Source organism: Arthrobacter globiformis (genome assembly GCF_030818015.1).
In the GTDB taxonomy this organism is placed as follows: domain Bacteria; phylum Actinomycetota; class Actinomycetes; order Actinomycetales; family Micrococcaceae; genus Arthrobacter; species Arthrobacter globiformis_C.
The window spans coordinates 4,836,712-4,853,385 of the sequence record NZ_JAUSZX010000001.1 but is presented as its reverse complement, the minus strand read 5'-3'; the positions used below and the strand labels follow the sequence as shown (position 1 = coordinate 4,853,385).

Below are 16,674 nucleotides of genomic sequence, written 5' to 3'. Positions count from 1 at the left end.
CCGTATGATGTCACGCCCGGCGCCGGCTAATCCAAACAGCGCCGCCTCACTCAAATAGTGGTGTCACCTCTTCGCGTAGTCAGCGAATCCTTGCCAGTCGACCACCACGCAGGCTTCATCGCCAACGGTCCAGGCATCATGTCCGGGCGGGATTATCCCGAAATCGCCGGGCCCGTACTCGATCTCCTGGCCGTCATCCATGACGACCTTCATGCGGCCGGAGATGAAGTATCCCATGTGGGCGGCCTGGCAACTGTCCGTCTTGGCGATTGGTTTGACATGCTCTGACCACCGCCACCCCGGCTCGAACGTGGCCCGGCCGACGCCGCCACCCTCCAGATTGACCAGCTGGAGTTGGCCCTTGCCGTCCTCGAACGGCCGGGTCTCCTCCGGGGAATCGAAACTCTTGCGTATTGGACCTGGCATCTTAACCTCCTGTTGTGGACATTCCTGCTTCGGGGATGAAGGCCTTGGAATGCAGATGCTGCTGCCTGATATGCCACGTTCTAGGCCCGGCCGGGCGGCATGTCAAGGTCCGGATATATCGGTCTAGGTACGGGCGAGCCGCTCGATGTCCTCCCTGAATTCACTGACCATGGCTTCGGTAACCGTGGCCTTGGTCTGGCTGACAGCCATGAGGTAGCTGTCCGTCGTCAGCGAGCCGTCAGCAGGCTGCCCGGCCCCGTCCGGTGAGTCCCGTACTGCGCATTCCAACGCGCGCTGCGACGCCTTCCGTGCCGCGAATTCGATGTCTGCGGGCGAGAAGCGCTCAGTTTGCCGGGCCAGGGCCGGAACATCCACGTGCCGGGCGGCAGCCTCCGGAATGTATTTGGTCCAGATGGCCTCCCGGGCGGCGGGATCGGGCAGCCCGATGGGAATCACGTAGTCGAACCGTCCGTGCCGCAGGAACGCCGTGTCCAAGGCCCGGATGAAGTTGGTGGCGCAGATGAGGATCCGGCCCTCCTGCTCACGGAAGGCGGGAATGATCTTCAGCAGTTCATTCGTGACCCCCTGCAGGGGCGAGGGCGGCTTCCCGCCGCGCTCCGCCGCGATCTCCTCTACCTCATCGATGAAGACAACTGCATGGTCGAGGTGCGAGATGTCCTGGAAGGTCTGCCGCAACGCTGCGGCCAGCCCCCTCGGGTCCGATGCCAGGCGGGATGGGGAGACCTCGACGAAAGGCCATTCAAGCCGGGAAGCCACAGCTTTGGCGAAGGTGGTCTTTCCGGTCCCCGGCGGACCGAACAGCATGACGGCGCGCGGCGGAACGACGCCTAGGGAGGCGGCAAGATCCGTCCGCGCGAGGGGGAGGATCAGCCGCTGCTCAATGAGTTCCTTCTCTTTGTGCATGCCCGCCATCGACTCCCACAGGCCACGGGCGAGCACCCGGCCGCCAAGCTGGCTCAGCGGTCCTATCTCCTGGCGCTGGACCGGGACAATGCGCTCGAAATACAGAAGGCCGTCCTCGACGCCGTATTTGCTGTTTGAAAAGGCCCGGACGGGTGACTCGCTTGAGCGCACCAGCGCGGATATCCGAAGGACTCCGCGGGCCATTAGCCGTGACTCCAGGCCGGCAAGAAGCGCGCTGCCCAGGCCCTGGTCCCGCCAGTCCGCGGCCTGGGCGAGCATGATCACCCAGGCGCGGTCTTCTTCGATGTTGGCAGCAGCGGCTCCTATCAGCCGTTCACCGGCGATTGCGACGACGGCTTGCTGATCCGTGCAGGCGGAAAGGACCTCCGACAGGCTGTAGACGGCAGACTTGCCCGGGTTCCGGGACTCCTGCCAAACCTCTACCAGCTGGTCAAGGTCCTCCGGGTGGAACTCGCGGAGGCGCCAGGGCTTCATACGTCCTGCCCGGCATCCGGGTTCGGGCTCGGGTTCTGCGGCCGTGCTGGGCCGGCCATCAGTCGGTCTCCGGCCCGTTGCAGTAAAAGCAGTAGGCGGCGTCGTCGCAGACGTCATTTATTCCGGCGTCTTTGCCTGCGTTCGCGCGGTAATCAGTAGCGGTGCTGTTCATGGCGTCTCGTTCTCTCTAGGGGCCGACTCCAAAAGTATGAGCCGGAAATCACATAAGATAAAGCGATCTTTTCCATGCAATATAGGTCAGAAAAACCATTTCTTCCGAGCCGCCAGCCGGCAGGCTGGAATCGTAGGCCTACGGGGCTTGGGCGCTCTGGTCAAGCAGCCGGCGGAGGGTCCTCAGGGCGGCGAGAGCCCGGTGGCTCACCAGGGCGGGGGAAATGCCGAACTGCGTTGCCACCTCGGCCACCGTGAGCCGACCATAGTGCAGGGCCAGCAGGACGTCCCGTTGCTCCAGGTCGAGCATCTTCAGGGCCTCGCTGACGCGGGAGCCCGCGGGCTCGCTTTGGGCATTGACCATGGAGACAGGCTGGCGCGGTGGCCTTTGAGATTCCTGACGGCGTCCACCCCCAAACTGGGCGGCCCGGCCGCTGCAGCCCCTCTACTGGGCGGCGCCTACTGGGCGGCGTCGAACCCTGCGAGCAGCCGCCGCGAGGCGGTCTGCATGTGTGAGCGCATCGTCGCGGTGACGCCAGCGGGATCATGGGCTTCCAGCGCGGTGAAGATTTCACGGTGTTCTTTGAGGGCTGCGGCGGCGTGGCCTTCGTCAGTCAGGGCGCGGTCAACCCAGATGCGAAGCAGTGACCGGATGCTTTGCAGCAGTTCGCGGAGGACCTGGTTGCCCGAGCTGACAGCGATCTCGCGGTGGAAGGCGGCGTCTGCCTCGACGAACGCGACCAGGTCTTCGAGGTTGTCTTCCATGCTCTGCAGGTTGGCGCGCATGCGGTCCAGTGCTGCATCGTCGATGCGTTCAGCGGCCAACTGCGCTGCCTGCACCTCGAGCCCGCTCCTGAGCTCCACCAGCTCGCGGGTTCGGGGAGCGCCCAGCATGAGGCCCCAGCTCAGGGTGCGGGGCAACAGTTCCGAGATGCCGTCCCGCAGGTACGTTCCCGATCCCGGCCTGACAATCACAATGCCCAGGATCTCCAGGGCCGCCAATGCTTCGCGGACGGCTGATCGGCCCACGCCGAGGGACGCGGCAAGCGTCCGCTCGGCCGGAAGCCTGGTTCCGACTGCTATGTCTCCGCTAGTGAAGTAGGCCAGCAGGCGTTCCGCAACCTCGGATACCACCGACCCCTGTTCCATGGGGCCAAGGGCGGCGCTGATCTTGGCCGTAGCGGCTGCGGAGTTTTCGGACATCTTCAAAGGGTAGCAACCGGCTGACCAATTTCCCGCCAAAGGTACAAAGCAGAAGAATCCGTCAACCGGTTGACCAATTTGCCCGTCCGGCCGTATGGTTGATCTCACAACGCGTAGCCAATGCCGGTCTCCTTCCGGCGGACGGCATTGAGACAAACCCCCAAGCATCCAGAGCAGGACGCGGCCGGGGCTACCAACATCTAGGAGTCAATGTGGACACCACACAATCGGTGGTCGAAAGATCTGCAATCAGGAAAGTGGCAATCCGGCTGGTGCCGTTCGTCGCTTTGATGTTCTTCATCAACTACCTGGACCGCACGGCCATCTCCTTTGCCGGCCCCAACGGCATGAACACGGACCTCGCCCTCGGCGCGGCGCAGTTCGGCTTCGCTTCCGGCGTCTTCTTCATCGGCTACATCCTGCTCGAAGTCCCCAGCAACCTGGCCCTGCACAAGTTCGGCGCCCGGCGCTGGCTGGCCCGCATCATGGTCAGCTGGGGCATCGTCTCGCTCCTGTTCACCTGGGTTGGCAACGTTGAGCAGCTCTACATCCTGCGCTTCATCCTCGGTGTGGCCGAGGCCGGCTTCTTCCCGGGCGCCATCCTCTTCCTGAGCCTCTGGGTTCCGGCCCGGCACCGCAGCAAGATCCTCGCCCTCTTCTACCTGGCCCAGCCGCTGACCACCGTCATCGGTGCCCCTCTGGCCGGCCTCCTCATCCAGCAGCACGGCCTCTTTGGCCTCGCCGGCTGGCGCGTCATGTTCTTCGGTGTGGCCGTCCCCGCCATCATCATCGGCATCGTTGCCTGGTTCTACCTGGCTGACTCCCCGGCCAAGGCCAAGTGGCTGACGGCCGAAGAGAAGACCTGGCTGACTGGCGCCCTGGAAAAGGAAAAGGAGGAAACCGCCGCCAGCAACAAGCACGTCAGCGTCCGCACCGTCTTCGGCAACGGCCGCGTCTGGATGCTGGCGGCCATCTACTTCGGCTTCATCTACGGCCTCTACGCCCTTGGCTTCTTCCTGCCCACCATCATCGCCGGCTTCGAAGGGCTCTACGGCACCAAGTTCGACGTGCTTCAGAAGGGCCTCATCACTGCGATCCCGTACCTGCCCGCCGCGGCCGCCCTGTACTTCTGGTCCAAGGACGCCACCAAGCGGGGCGTGAAGACCTGGCACATCGCGGTCCCTGCCCTCGTCGGCGGCGTCAGCATCCCGCTGGCCCTGTTCGCCGGTTCCCCGGCAGCCACCATCGCGGTCATCACCATCACGGCCATGTCCATCTTCGCCGCACTGCCCAACTTCTGGACCGTGCCCACCCAGTTCCTCACCGGTGCGGCTGCCGCTGCCGGCATCGCCCTGATCAACACCGTGGGCAACCTGGCAGGCTTCAGCGCCGGATACATCACGGGCTGGCTTAAGGACTGGACCGGCGGCTACACGGTTCCGATGTTCGTCGTCGGCGGCTTCATGCTCCTCTCCTCCATCCTCATGGTGGTGCTGAGCCGCTCTGGCAAGGTCAGCGAAGGCATTCCGGCCGAAGCCCTGGACCCCGCGGGAGCCGGACACCACTCCGAGCCCTAGGAAACCCGCGACACCCAAGGCCGGTTGCGCCCTCTCCCAAGGAGGGCGCAACCACGCCAAACCATTTCGTCCCCCGCCACCCCCTAACCTCGCAAGCTCGGTCAGGGAACCCGGCGGTTGGGGCCCCAAGCTCAACCGCCGGCCCACTGTCACTTCAGGAGAAAACCGCAAATGACCCGCCTGTTCAATGAACCTGCAGCGTTCGCTGATGAGATGATCGAGGGCTTTGTTGCCTCGCACGGCCGGTGGGTGCGGCGCGTTTCGGGCGGCGTGGCCCGCAGCACTAAGAGCACCCCGGATACCGTGGCACTGGTGATCGGCGGCGGCTCTGGCCACTATCCGGCGTTCGCCGGCCTGGTGGGCCAGGGCCTGGCCCACGGCGCCGCGATGGGCAACCTCTTCGCGTCCCCCTCGGCGCAGCAGGTCTACGGCGTGGCCAAGGCCGCCAACAACGGCGCCGGGGTCCTGCTGGGCTACGGCAACTACGCCGGCGACGTCCTGCACTTCACCCAGGCCCAGGAGCGCCTGCGCAGCGAGGGCATCGACTGCCGCAGCATCGCCGTCACCGACGACGTCTCTTCCGCTCCGCTGGAGGAGCGCGCCAAGCGGCGCGGCATCGCCGGCGACCTGACGGTCTTTAAGGTCGCGGCCGCCGCTGCCGAGGCCGGCTACAGCATGGACCGCACCGTCGAAATCGCCGAACGTGCCAACGATCGAACCCGCTCCTTCGGCGTCGCGTTCACCGGCTGCACCCTTCCCGGGGCCGAGAACCCTCTGTTCACCGTCCCCGAGGGACGGATGGCCGTGGGCATGGGCATCCATGGCGAGCCCGGCATCGATGAAACAGACATCCCGACGGCGGATGAGCTCGCCGAACTGCTCGTGGGCCGGCTGCTTACGGAGGTTCCGGAGGGCCTTCAGGTCCGGGGGTCATGCGTGGTCCCGATCCTCAACGGCCTGGGCAGCGTCAAGTACGAGGAACTGTTCGTGGTCTACCGCCGCGTCGCCCAGCTCCTCGCCGAGGCCGGCCTGGAAGCCGTTGACCCGCAGGTCGGCGAGCTGGTCACCAGCTTCGACATGGCCGGCACCTCGCTGACCCTGTTCTGGCTGGACGAGGAACTCGAAACCCTCTGGAACGCACCCGCGGACGCCCCGGCCTTCCGCCGCGGCGCGGTCACGGCCGCTGCCCTCGACACTGCTGCCCTGAACGCCGACGAGCTGTCCGCGGAAGCGGCAGAGGATGTGGCGATCCCGGAAGCCACGGACGAGTCGCGTGCAGCCGCAGTCCGCGTCCTGGCCGCCCTCGGCGCCGCCAAGGACGTCATCGACGCGAACGTCGAGGAACTGGGCCGCATCGATGCGATCGCCGGCGACGGCGACCACGGCATCGGCATGGAGCGAGGTGTCCGGGCAGCGGTCGAGGCCGCAACCGACGCCGTCGAACGCGGTGCCGGTGCGGCCAGCACCCTGCACCTGGCCGCCGACGCCTGGGCCCACCGGGCCGGCGGCACCTCCGGTGCGCTCTGGGGCATGGCCCTGCGGGCAGTCGGGGACGCGGTCGGGGACAGCAACGCGCCCGACGCCGGCGCTGTCGCTGCCGGAGTGGCGGAGGCCGCCGCCTCGATCATGGGCTTTGGCAAGGCCAAGGTGGGCGACAAGACCCTCGTGGACGTGCTGGTTCCGTTCCGCGACGCCCTGTCCGCCGCCGTCGGCTCCGGGCAGTCCCTCACCGACGCCTGGGGCGCGGCAGCCACCGTGGCCCAGCAGGCCGCCGAGGAAACCGCCAACCTGCTGCCCCTCATGGGCAGGGCACGCCCGCACGCCGAGAAGAGCATGGGCACCCCGGACGCCGGTGCCGTATCCATGGCGCTGATCGTCCGCGCAATCCACAACACCTTCGCCGAGGCGAAAGCTGCAGCAACCACCACTAAGGAGAATGCATGAGCGCCAAACTGCGCCTGGTCGTCGGTTCCGACGACGCCGGATTCGAGTACAAGGAAGCCCTGAAGGCGGACCTGGAAGCCAGTGAACTGGTCGAGTCCGTGCAGGACGTCGGAGTGGACGCCACCAGCCACACCCCGTACCCGTCCGTAGCCATCGCCGCCGCCGAACTCATCGCCGCCGGCAAGGCCGACCGCGCCCTGCTGGTCTGCGGCACGGGCCTGGGCGTTGCGATCGCCGCGAACAAGGTCCCCGGCGTCCGCGCCGTCACCGCCCACGACAGCTTCTCCGTTGAGCGCTCCATCTTGAGCAACAACGCCCAGGTCCTCACCTTCGGCCAGCGCGTCGTGGGCTTGGAACTCGCCCGCCGCCTCGCCAAGGAATGGCTGACCTACACCTTTGACGAGTCCTCGGCCTCCGCCGAGAAAGTCACCCTGATTAAGGACTACGAAGGTGTCACTTCCTGCTGATCCCGCCGCCGGCGGCTGTACACGCGCTGCTGGTTCATCCGGCTCCGCACGCCCAAGGGCGATCATCGGCGTCAGCCTGAAGATGTACTTCGGCTACGAACGCACGCTGGACTGGTGCCGGGACGTGGCCGAGATCGCCTCGGCCCACCCGGCCGTCCGCAGCGGCGACATTGAACTGTTCGCCCTGCCGGCCCACCCGGTGCTGCCCGAGTGCGCCCGGATCCTGTCCGCCGCCGGGGCGGCGACCGGTGCCCAGGACATTTTCTGGGAGGACGAAGGAGCCTTCACCGGCGAGGTCAGCGGCAAGATGGTGGCCGAAACCGGCGGCCGGTACGCCGAGGTGGGCCACGCCGAGCGGCGCCGCATCTTCGGTGAGGACGACGACGTAATCGGGCTGAAGACCGCGGCCGCCTACCGCAACGGCCTCACCCCGGTGCTGTGCGTGGGCGAACCCGACAGCGGCACCGCGGCGGATGCCATCAAGCACTGCATCCGTGAAATCGACGGCGTCCTGAACCGTGCCGGAAGCCTCGGCAGCACCGGGCGCACCATCGTGGCCTACGAGCCGCAGTGGGCCATTGGCGCAGCCGAACCGGCTTCGCCGGAGTTCATCAGCGAAGTCATCACCGGACTGGACGCCCACCTGCGCAGCCGCCCGGGCCAGGACGGCAGCCGGGTCATTTACGGCGGCAGCGCCGGCCCCGGCCTCATCAGCCAGCTCTGCCCCGCCGTCGCCGGACTGTTCCTGGGCCGCTTCGCCCACGACCCGTCGGCAGTGCGGGACATCCTGGACGAGGCCGCACAGCGGCTCGGCCTGGTGGAACCCGCTCTCCTGGAACCGGTCGGGGGCCGGGCATGAGCGCCACGGTTGGCCAGGGTTCAAGGCTTGGTGCGGCTTCCAGGATTGGTTTGAGCAGCTACGCGTTCTTCTGGCAGCTTTCGGACCGGGTTTCCCGTCCGCTGAGCATCCCCGAGGCGCTGGAGCGGACCGCGGCCCTGGGCGTGGACCTGTTCCAGATCTGCGACTATGCACCGCTGGAAACCATGAGCGACGGGGAACTGCGGGCCGTGCGGGCCACCGCCGATTCGCTCGGGATCAGCCTCGAGCTGGGCACCAAGGGGATCCGGCCGGAGCACCTGCGCCGGTTCCTGCACATCGCCAAGATCCTGGGGGCGCCGCTGCTGCGGACCATGTTCAATACCCCGGACCACACCCCGACGGCGGACGAGGCGGTGGAGATCTTCACCGAGGTCCTACCCGAGTTCAAGGCGGCCGGGGTGCGGATCGCGGTGGAGACCTACGAGCAGGTCCCCACCTCCCGGATCCTGGAGGTCGTAGAGCGCGTCGGAAGCCTGTACCTGGGCGTGTGCAGCGACCCCGCCAACACCGTGGCGGCCCTGGAGTCGCCGCACGAGGTGATTGACGCCGTCGCACCCTATGTCCTGAACATGCACATCAAAGACTTTGCGTTCAGCCGCAAGGAGGGGTGGGTCGGGTTCACATACTCCGGCGCGCCGCTCGGCGAAGGCCTTCTGGACTACGACTACATGGCCCGGAAGCTTCAGCCCAAAGAAAGAAACATCAACCAGATCGTCGAACACTGGCTGCCGTGGCAGGACTCCGAAGCGGAAACCATCCGCCTCGAAAACCAGTGGACCCAGCAAAGCATCGATTTCCTAAGGAGCAAGTGAAATGTCAGCAGAACAATTGACCGTCGCCGTCATCGGAGCCGGTGGCAAAATGGGGATGCGCGTTTCCCGGAACCTCCAGAAGAGCGCCCACACCGTCTTCTACAGCGAGAACTCCCTGGCGGGCCAGGACCGTGTCCGCGCCGAAGGCCGTGAAATCACCGCCACCGATGACGCCGTCAAGGGCGCCGACGTGGTAATCCTCGCTGTCCCGGACACCGTTCTGGGCGTCGTGTCCGAAGGCGTCGTGCCCCAGATGAAGGCTGGCGCGATCCTGCTCACCCTGGACCCGGCCGCCGCCTACGCCGGGCTGCTGGCAAAGCGCGACGACGTCGTCCAGGCCGTTGCGCACCCGTGTCACCCGTCGGTGTTCCTGGAGCGCACCACCAAGGAAGAATGGGCCGACACCTTCGGCGGCGAGGGCGCGCCGCAGAACGTTGTTGCAGCCATCGACGAGGACGCGCCGGCAGCGACCCGCGATTCGGCCGAGGCCGTTATCCGCACCATCTACGCCCCCGTGATCGACGTCCACTGGGTCACCGTGAAGCAGCTCGCCATCCTCGAGCCCACCCTCGTGGAGACCGTGGCCTGCATGATCGGCACCCTTCTCAACGAGGCACTGCACGAGACCGTCCACACCGCCGGCGTGCCCGAGGAGGCGGCTAAGGCCATGCTGTTCGGCCACGTGCAGATAGCCCTCACCAACGCCCTGCGCGGTTCCAACCCGTTCTCCGAGGCCTGCGAAATCGCCATCCAGTACGGCAAGGACACCATCATCAAGGACGACTGGAAGAAGATCTTCGACGACTCCGAGCTCGACGGCGTCATCGCCAAGATGCTGAAACTGAACGCCGTCAAGCGCTAACGCCGCCCGCCAGCACCGGCTCTGACAGCAGTGGATCCATCCCCCGGGATGGATCCACTGCTGTTTAACAGATCTTCAGCAGCCGAATTGGTGACCATCCGGGCGGCCGCGGGACCCGCCGTCGCAAATTCTTTTCTCCGGTGAACACCCGGTCACCCGCACAGGGGGCTATGTGACTTGAACGGCGGTCGTTTTTCCTGCCCGGCGGGGAGGCCTTGCGGCATGCGGAACACCGCATGCCAGGGTGGCGCGTGCTTTATGCAAACGAATGGATTAGTGCACTAGTTTTCGCTTTATGTCCCGTTTGACCTCGTGTTTTTTCTCACGGGCGGTACCCTTGCGGGCTGTGTCGGGGCGTCAATAGCGTGGATCAGGACCCTTCGAACGAGCTAAGGACTTATATGCCCTCGCCAGCCGCCATGGATCCAGACCCCATCCACCCCGGCAGGAGCCGGATACCGGCCCTGACACGCCTGACATCGGGCCTTCGCTGGGACCTGCCGGCGTCCCTGGTGGTGTTCCTCGTTGCTGTTCCGCTGTCGCTCGGCATCGCCGCTGCGTCGGGCGCTCCGGTCATGGCGGGACTGATCGCGGCTGCGGTCGGCGGCATCGTGGCCGGCAGCCTGGGTGGCGCACCGTTGCAGGTCAGTGGCCCCGCTGCGGGCCTGACGGTCATCGTCGCCGGCCTCATCGAACAGTTCGGCTGGCCCGTCACCTGTGCCATCACCGTGGCGGCCGGGGTCCTGCAGGTCCTGCTGGGGATGGCGCGGGTGGGACGCGTGGCGCTGGCCATCGCACCCGTGGTGGTGCATGCCATGCTTGCCGGCATCGGCATCATCATCGTCCTGCAGCAGCTGCATGTGATGCTCGGCGCCGAAGCGGGCGAGGCCGCACTGCATAACATCCTGGCCCTGCCGGACAGCCTGGCAACCGTCGACCCGCAGGCCGCCTTCCTGGGGGCTGTGGTAATCGCACTGCTCGCCGGATGGAAGTACATGCCGGCCGCAATCCGCCGGGTGCCCGGTCCGCTCGTCGCCGTCGTGGCAGCGACGCTGCTGTCGCTGCCGTTCAATTCCGACGTCGACCGGATCACCTTTGACGGGTCGCTGCTGGACGCCCTCTCGCTTCCGCACCTGCCGCAGGGGGAGTGGACCGCCATCGCGGTGGGCGTCGTCACCATCGCCCTGGTGGCCAGCGTCGAGTCGCTGCTGTCCGCTGTCGCCGTCGACAAGATGCACCACGGCGAGCGTACTGATTTCAACCGCGAGCTTCTCGGCCAGGGCGCCGCCAACGTGACGTCGGGCATGCTGGGCGGGCTTCCCGTCACCGGCGTGATCGTGCGCAGTGCCACCAACCTTGAGGCCGGCGCGCGGACCCGCAAGTCCGCCATCCTTCACGGCGTCTGGGTGCTCGTCTTCTCGCTGCTGCTGGCTGGAGTCATCCAGCTGGTCCCCGAGGCCGTGCTTGCCGGGCTGCTCATCATGATCGGTATCCGCCTCGTAAAGGTGGCCGATTTCCAGACGGCGCGTGTCACCGGTGACCTGACCGTCTACGCCGCCACGCTGCTCACGGTGGTGTTCGTCAATCTTCTCGCCGGGGTGCTGATCGGGCTCGCCCTGGCCGTGCTGCTGGTCGTATGGCGCGTGGTCCGGGCCAGCATCCACGCGGAGCCCCTCGGCGGAGCAGCTGAAGGCCGCTGGCGGGTGGTCATCGACGGCTCCTGCACGTTCCTGTCGCTTCCCCGCCTGAGCAAGGTGCTGGCCGCCGTTCCGCCGGCAGCCCACGTCACGGTGGAGCTCGACGTCGATTACCTGGACCATCCGGTCCACGACACCCTGGAGGCCTGGCGGGTGAGGCACGTCAACAACGGAGGCAGCGTCGAGATCGAGGAAACCGGCACCGCCACCCTGCACGCCGCCCAGGCAGGAACTCCCGCACGCGGGTCATCGCGCTCCGCGCTGCGCGGCGGCTTCGCACCGTGGCGGAGCTGGCAGCGTCACAGCGCACCGCTGGCCGCAGGGGCAGCCGGGAATGTCCCGGCTCCGGTGCGCTCGGTGCTCAACGGCGTGGACAGTTACCACCGCCGGCACGCCCACCTGCTGCGTCCGCACGTCCAGGAGCTGTCCACCTTCCAGGATCCCGACACGCTGTTCATCACCTGCGCCGACTCCCGGCTGGTGCCCAACCTGATCACCAGCAGCGGCCCGGGGGACCTGTTCACGGTCCGGAACGTGGGCAACGTAGTGGGGAGCGACCGCCTCGAACCGTCGGTCGAGGCATCCCTGAAGTTCGCCCTCGACGAGCTTTCTGTCACGTCGGTGGTGGTCTGCGGCCACTCCGGCTGCGGCGCCATGACCGCCCTGCTCGCCGGACCTGCTGGGGGCGAGGGCTCCGACGGCAAAGAGGAACGTTGCCCGGTCGAGTCCTGGCTGGACCACGGCCGGCCGAGCCTGGAGTCGTTCCATGCGGGCCACCCGGTCCAGGTTGCCGCGGAGCAGGCCGGGTACGGCGCGGTGGACCAGCTGGCCATGGTCAACGTTGCCGTCCAGCTTGAGCAGCTGCAATGGCACGCCACCCTGCAGGACGCCGTCCGGAGCGGTGACGTCCATGTGACGGGCCTGTTCTATGACATCGCCACGGCCCGGGTCCTGCAGATCACGCCCACCGGCATCAGCCACCTGGATCCGCTGCCGCGGGCCGAGGAGCTGTCCCCGGCCTGACGGGGGAGCCATATCTGAACGGAGTACGCAGTCCGGTGAACAGAGTACGCAGTCCGGCGGCCAATCAGCGACAGGCCGCCGGACTGCGTACCGCTGAGGAGGGGCGAGTGATGCGGGCGGAAAAGACGGGTAGCCGGCCCCCGTGACTTACCCGGCAGGGCGCCGTTGAATGGTCTGACACACCCGCGGTGCAGGCAGCAGTGCAGCGACGCAGGTAGCTGTGCCACTAACAGCGCAAGCGACGGAGGAGACGACATGGAAGGGTGCAGGCCGTGAGTTCCGGGCTGGCGTCAGCGGTACAGTTCGCCGGATCCCTGTCGGGGTCCATCCTGCTCACGCTGGGACAGGCCGTGGTGGTGGTGTGCGCCTGTTCCGACATGGTCCGCCTGCTCTCAGTGCCACGCTCCCACCGGCGGTACCTGGCCAACACTGTCTTCCGCACCCTGGCACCGCCGGCGATCCTGGCCACCGCGGTGAGGGCGCTGCTCGATGCTGCCACCGGCGTGTGGCCGAACGTCACAGCCGGGATGTTTGTGCTGATGGTGCTGATCTACCGGTGGCGCACCGACACGGATGAGGACAGCTGGTGGAAGGGCAAGGGCAAGGCCCTGGGGCGGTGGTTCAGTAAGCGGAGTGCTTTCGGTCTTCGGCCAGCCCCGGCTGCAGCGATGCAGGCCGGGCTGCCGCCTGGGAAACTGGCCCCGCAGTATCCGTCAGTCGTTGAAGAGTCCCGCCAGGTCCTCCGTCGTGAGCGCACCGCCCGAGAGTGCATCGCCCTCCATCACGTCGGCGAACAGCTGTGACTTCTTGGCCTTGAGCGCCATGACCTTCTCCTCGATGGTGTCCTTGGCCACGAGCCGGTACACCATGACGTTCCTGGCCTGGCCGATGCGGTGGGTGCGGTCCACGGCCTGCGCTTCCGACGCCGGGTTCCACCACGGGTCCAGCAGGAACACGTAGTCGGCTTCGGTCAGGTTCAGGCCGAAGCCGCCGGCCTTGAGGCTGATCAGGAACACCGGGGCCGCGCCGTTCTTGAACTCGTTGACCACGTCGGTGCGATTCCGGGTGCCGCCGTCGAGATAGCAAAACTCGATGTTCTCCTCGACCAGGCGCTCACGGACCTTGCCCAGGAAGCCCGTGAACTGGCTGAAGATCAGGGCGCGGTGGCCCTCGGCCACCAGGTCCTCGAGCTGCTCGAACAGGACGTCCAGCTTGCTCGACCGCACGCCGGACAGGGACTCATCCACCAGCGAGGCGTCCAGGCTGAGCTGGCGCAGCAGAGTCAGCGACTGGAAGATGGTGAATCGGTTCTTGTTCACGTCCTCGATGAGGCCCAGGATCTTTTGCCGCTCGCGCTGAAGGTGGGTCTGGTAGACCTTCTGGTGCCGCGGGTTGAGCACCACCTCGAGGACCTGTTCCTGCTTGGGCGGCAGGTCCTTGATGACCTGCTCCTTGGTGCGGCGCATCATGAGCGGACGGACCCGACGGCGGAGCTTATCCAGCTGCCCCTTGTCGCCGTTCTTCTCCACCGGCTTCTGGTAATACTCGGCGAACCGCGAGGGGCTGGCGAACAGCCCGGGCGCCACGATGGACGTCAGGGCCCAGAACTCCATGAGGTTGTTCTCCAGCGGCGTGCCGGTGATGGCCAGCTTGAACGCCGCCGGAAGCTTGCGGGCGCACTGGTAGGCCTTGGACTGGTGGTTCTTGACGAACTGGGCCTCGTCCAGCACCAGCCCGGCCCAGCGCCGTCCCGCGTAGGACTCGTAGTCGATCCGGAACAATGCGTAGGACGTGATGACGATGTCCGCCCCGGCCATGGCCTCGGCGGGATCGGCGCCGCTCTTGGCGAAGGTCTCGCCGACGGCGCGGACCGTAAGGCCGGGCGCGAAGCGGGCTGCCTCGGCCTCCCAGTTGCCCACGACGCTGGTGGGCGCCACCACCAAAAAGGGCGCGCCGCCGTCGTCCACTGTTGTGGGGTCCTTTGCGTCCGCTTCCTTAATGTCCGCGGAAGACGCGGCGTGTTCCTTGGCCGCGCACATCAGGGCCAGGGCCTGGACCGTCTTTCCCAGGCCCATGTCGTCGGCGAGCACGCCGCCGAGGCTGTGGCGGTACAGGAAGCTCAGCCAGTTGTAGCCTTCCAGCTGGTACGGGCGCAGCTCGGCGTTGAGCGTGGCCGGCAGCGGCAGGCCCTGGACGCCCTCCTTCAGCAGCCCACCCACCGCTGTGCGCCAGGCGGCCGCCTGCTCGTCCACGATCCCCAGCTGGGCAAGTTCATCCCAGAGTCCGGCCTGGAACCGGCTGATCTGCAGGGGAGCATCCTTGTTGTCCTGAAGGCTGCGGGCCTCGTCGATCAGTGCCCGCAACTGGTGCAGCTCGGGCAGGTCGAGGGAGAAGTACGCGCCGCTGGGCAGCAGCATGCGCGTCTGTCCTGCGGCGAGGGCGGAGAAGAGCGCCGCGAAGGACACCGGCTGGCCCTCGAGGGTGATCACGATGCCAAGGTCGAACCAGTCGCGCTGGTCCGTGGCTTTGGTGGAAATCGCCACCACCGGCGCCTCTTCGGCCTCCCGGTAGTCCGCGATGTCGCCGGAGGTGTCCACCTCGACGCCGGGGGTGGCCTTCAGGCGGGGGAGCACCTCCTCCGTGAAAGCCAGGGTGTCCAGCCCGCTCAGCTCCGCGGTGGCCGCGAGCCGCGGCGTGCCCCAGCCGCCGGTGGCTGACTCACCGAGCTTGGGCACCACGTCCCACGGCTGGCCTACAGCCTCCAGGATCCGGGCCTCGCCTGGATCGTCACGGTAGCCGTGGTCTCCGGGATGGCGCCAGAGCGGCTGTGCCGTGACGATGGTGCCGGACTTGTAGTGCCACTCCCAGTGCAGTCGCACGCGGTGGTCGGTGCCGTAGTTGGCCAGCAGCGAGAGCGTCGGGATGGCGAGCTCGGGCAGCTCGACGGACTCGTCCGCCGCCGTCACCCGCGCAGTCTGCTTCAGCTTGGGGTAGAAGCCGGTGAGGAAGCGGCCCTCATCCCGTGCCGGGATGTGCAGCGTGCTGCCCGCCGTGACGAAGGCCAGCAGTTCCTCGCTCAGTCCACTCTCCAGCGGGGCAAGGGTGATTGTCTCGTCCGCGGCGACCCCCGGCAGCGCGTCCCCGCTGGAGATGAGGAAAATGCCGTGCGCCGGGCGGCCGATGGTGCCTACCGACGCCGGATCAACCTCGGTACCGTCGACCGTGATGGTGGACGCGAGCTCCAGTCCCCCGTCCTGGGTGTCACTTCCGTAGCGGCCCAGGTTGAGGCCCACCGCCGCAGGTTCCGCCGCCACCTTCACGGGTTCCTGGCTGCGGCTGTGCACCAGCGCGACGCCGATCTGCCTGGCCTCCTCCAGCAGGCCCCACATGTTCTTGCCGGCAAAAGTATTCAGCCCCAGCCAGAGGGACGAGGACGAGTACGCCGCCCGGTTCGCGCCGGCTGTGTGTGCGGCGAGGAAGGCCTGCATCCACTCCACATGGGCCTGGTTGCACTCGCGCTTGAAGCTCAGGTAGCTCAGCGTGTTCCACGAGACGTCGCCGCGGATCCATTTGCCCTTGGCACCCATGATCACCGGGCGGGCCTTGAGCTGGCGGACGCTGCGGAGCGGATCCCGGCGGCCTGTGTAGGAGAAGTGCGGGGCCGGTTCCTCCACCTCGAACTGCAGGGCCAGGGGAGTGCCGCCGCGTTGCTGGGCAGGGCCGGCCTGCGAAATCAGGGGGCTGAGTGCCTGCTCCCAGTCCGAGAGCGCCGGCACAGACTTTTCCCGCGACACCCGCGAGACGTCAGCGGGGGACAGCAGCTGCACCCTCACGGCCGCGTTGTCTTCGGCCGCGAACAGGAGCGCGGCCACGTGCTTGCAGTCCTTGCGGACCGGGCAGCTGCAGACGCCCACCGTGCAGCTCCAGCCGCCGCCCTTGCGGACCAGCTTGGCCGTGGTGGAATACGGTACCTCGGAGCCGCCGCGGACCTTGCCGAGCATCAGGCCGGTGGCGGCGTCAAAGGAGATCCCGGAGACGCGGCCGCCCATGGCATAAGCGAGCCCGGCCGCGAGGGAGCGGTCGTTGATCGCGGGGGTCTGGATTGCCAGTGCCGCACTGTCGTCCGGTTGGGAAGGCATGGGTGCGCGCTACTTTCGGCAAGTCGAAAATCTGCAGGTTATCTGATCCATCTT

Annotated in this window: 13 protein-coding genes; 8 read left to right on the top strand and 5 right to left on the bottom strand. The window is 67.0% G+C overall.

All coding sequences use genetic code 11. The features are described 5' to 3' along the window. Positions 1 to 63: 63 nt before the first annotated feature. The 4 genes from QFZ23_RS22645 to QFZ23_RS22630 form a co-directional block, all read right to left on the bottom strand. Positions 64 to 426 carry a cupin domain-containing protein gene (locus QFZ23_RS22645; protein ID WP_306926434.1) on the bottom strand — a complete coding sequence of 121 codons (363 nt, stop codon included), beginning with the start codon at positions 424 to 426 and terminating at the stop codon, positions 64 to 66. Positions 427 to 549: 123 nt separating this feature from the next. Continuing rightward, positions 550 to 1,845: an ATP-binding protein gene (locus QFZ23_RS22640; protein WP_306926432.1), complete on the bottom strand. Its 1,296-nt coding sequence runs from the start codon at positions 1,843 to 1,845 to the stop codon at positions 550 to 552. Positions 1,846 to 2,155: 310 nt separating this feature from the next. After that, positions 2,156 to 2,380, bottom strand: coding sequence for a sigma factor-like helix-turn-helix DNA-binding protein (locus QFZ23_RS22635; RefSeq protein ID WP_306926430.1), 225 nt, complete (start codon positions 2,378 to 2,380; stop codon positions 2,156 to 2,158). 95 nt (positions 2,381 to 2,475) lie between these two features. Further along, on the bottom strand, positions 2,476 to 3,219 hold the full coding sequence (locus QFZ23_RS22630; RefSeq protein WP_306926429.1) for a FadR/GntR family transcriptional regulator: 744 nt from the start codon (positions 3,217 to 3,219) through the stop codon (positions 2,476 to 2,478). Positions 3,220 to 3,431: 212 nt separating this feature from the next. Here QFZ23_RS22630 and QFZ23_RS22625 point away from each other — a divergent pair, with 212 nt between their 5' ends. From QFZ23_RS22625 to QFZ23_RS22590, 8 genes are all read left to right on the top strand, one after another. Then, a complete protein-coding gene (locus QFZ23_RS22625) occupies positions 3,432 to 4,796 on the top strand; it encodes an MFS transporter (RefSeq protein ID WP_306926426.1) in 1,365 nt (454 codons plus the stop codon). A gap of 171 nt (positions 4,797 to 4,967) precedes the next feature. Continuing rightward, the gene (locus QFZ23_RS22620) at positions 4,968 to 6,740 is read left to right on the top strand and encodes a dihydroxyacetone kinase family protein (protein WP_306926425.1); all 1,773 of its coding nucleotides are present in this window, start codon (positions 4,968 to 4,970) and stop codon (positions 6,738 to 6,740) included. Continuing rightward, the gene (locus QFZ23_RS22615) at positions 6,737 to 7,207 is read left to right on the top strand and encodes a ribose-5-phosphate isomerase (RefSeq protein WP_306926423.1); all 471 of its coding nucleotides are present in this window, start codon (positions 6,737 to 6,739) and stop codon (positions 7,205 to 7,207) included. Before QFZ23_RS22620 ends, QFZ23_RS22615 begins: the two co-directional genes overlap by 4 nt. Continuing rightward, positions 7,191 to 8,066, top strand: a complete 876-nt coding sequence (locus tag QFZ23_RS22610; protein ID WP_306926421.1) for a triose-phosphate isomerase family protein — start codon at positions 7,191 to 7,193, stop codon at positions 8,064 to 8,066. Before QFZ23_RS22615 ends, QFZ23_RS22610 begins: the two co-directional genes overlap by 17 nt. Then, on the top strand, positions 8,063 to 8,899 hold the full coding sequence (locus tag QFZ23_RS22605) for a sugar phosphate isomerase/epimerase family protein (RefSeq protein ID WP_306926419.1): 837 nt from the start codon (positions 8,063 to 8,065) through the stop codon (positions 8,897 to 8,899). The genes QFZ23_RS22610 and QFZ23_RS22605 overlap by 4 nt, the downstream gene beginning before the upstream one ends. A 1-nt stretch (position 8,900) precedes the next feature. Then, complete coding sequence (locus QFZ23_RS22600) at positions 8,901 to 9,761, top strand: phosphogluconate dehydrogenase C-terminal domain-containing protein (protein ID WP_306926417.1); 861 nt, start codon at positions 8,901 to 8,903, stop codon at positions 9,759 to 9,761. Positions 9,762 to 10,162: 401 nt separating this feature from the next. Continuing rightward, positions 10,163 to 12,481, top strand: coding sequence for a bifunctional SulP family inorganic anion transporter/carbonic anhydrase (locus QFZ23_RS22595; protein ID WP_306926415.1), 2,319 nt, complete (start codon positions 10,163 to 10,165; stop codon positions 12,479 to 12,481). A 272-nt stretch (positions 12,482 to 12,753) separates the two neighbouring features. Then, positions 12,754 to 13,284: a hypothetical protein gene (locus QFZ23_RS22590; protein ID WP_306926413.1), complete on the top strand. Its 531-nt coding sequence runs from the start codon at positions 12,754 to 12,756 to the stop codon at positions 13,282 to 13,284. Here the strand turns inward: QFZ23_RS22590 and QFZ23_RS22585 are convergent. Beyond that, on the bottom strand, positions 13,195 to 16,620 hold the full coding sequence (locus QFZ23_RS22585) for a DEAD/DEAH box helicase (RefSeq protein WP_306926411.1): 3,426 nt from the start codon (positions 16,618 to 16,620) through the stop codon (positions 13,195 to 13,197). The genes QFZ23_RS22590 and QFZ23_RS22585 overlap by 90 nt on opposite strands. Between the last annotated feature and the right edge of the window lie 54 nt (positions 16,621 to 16,674).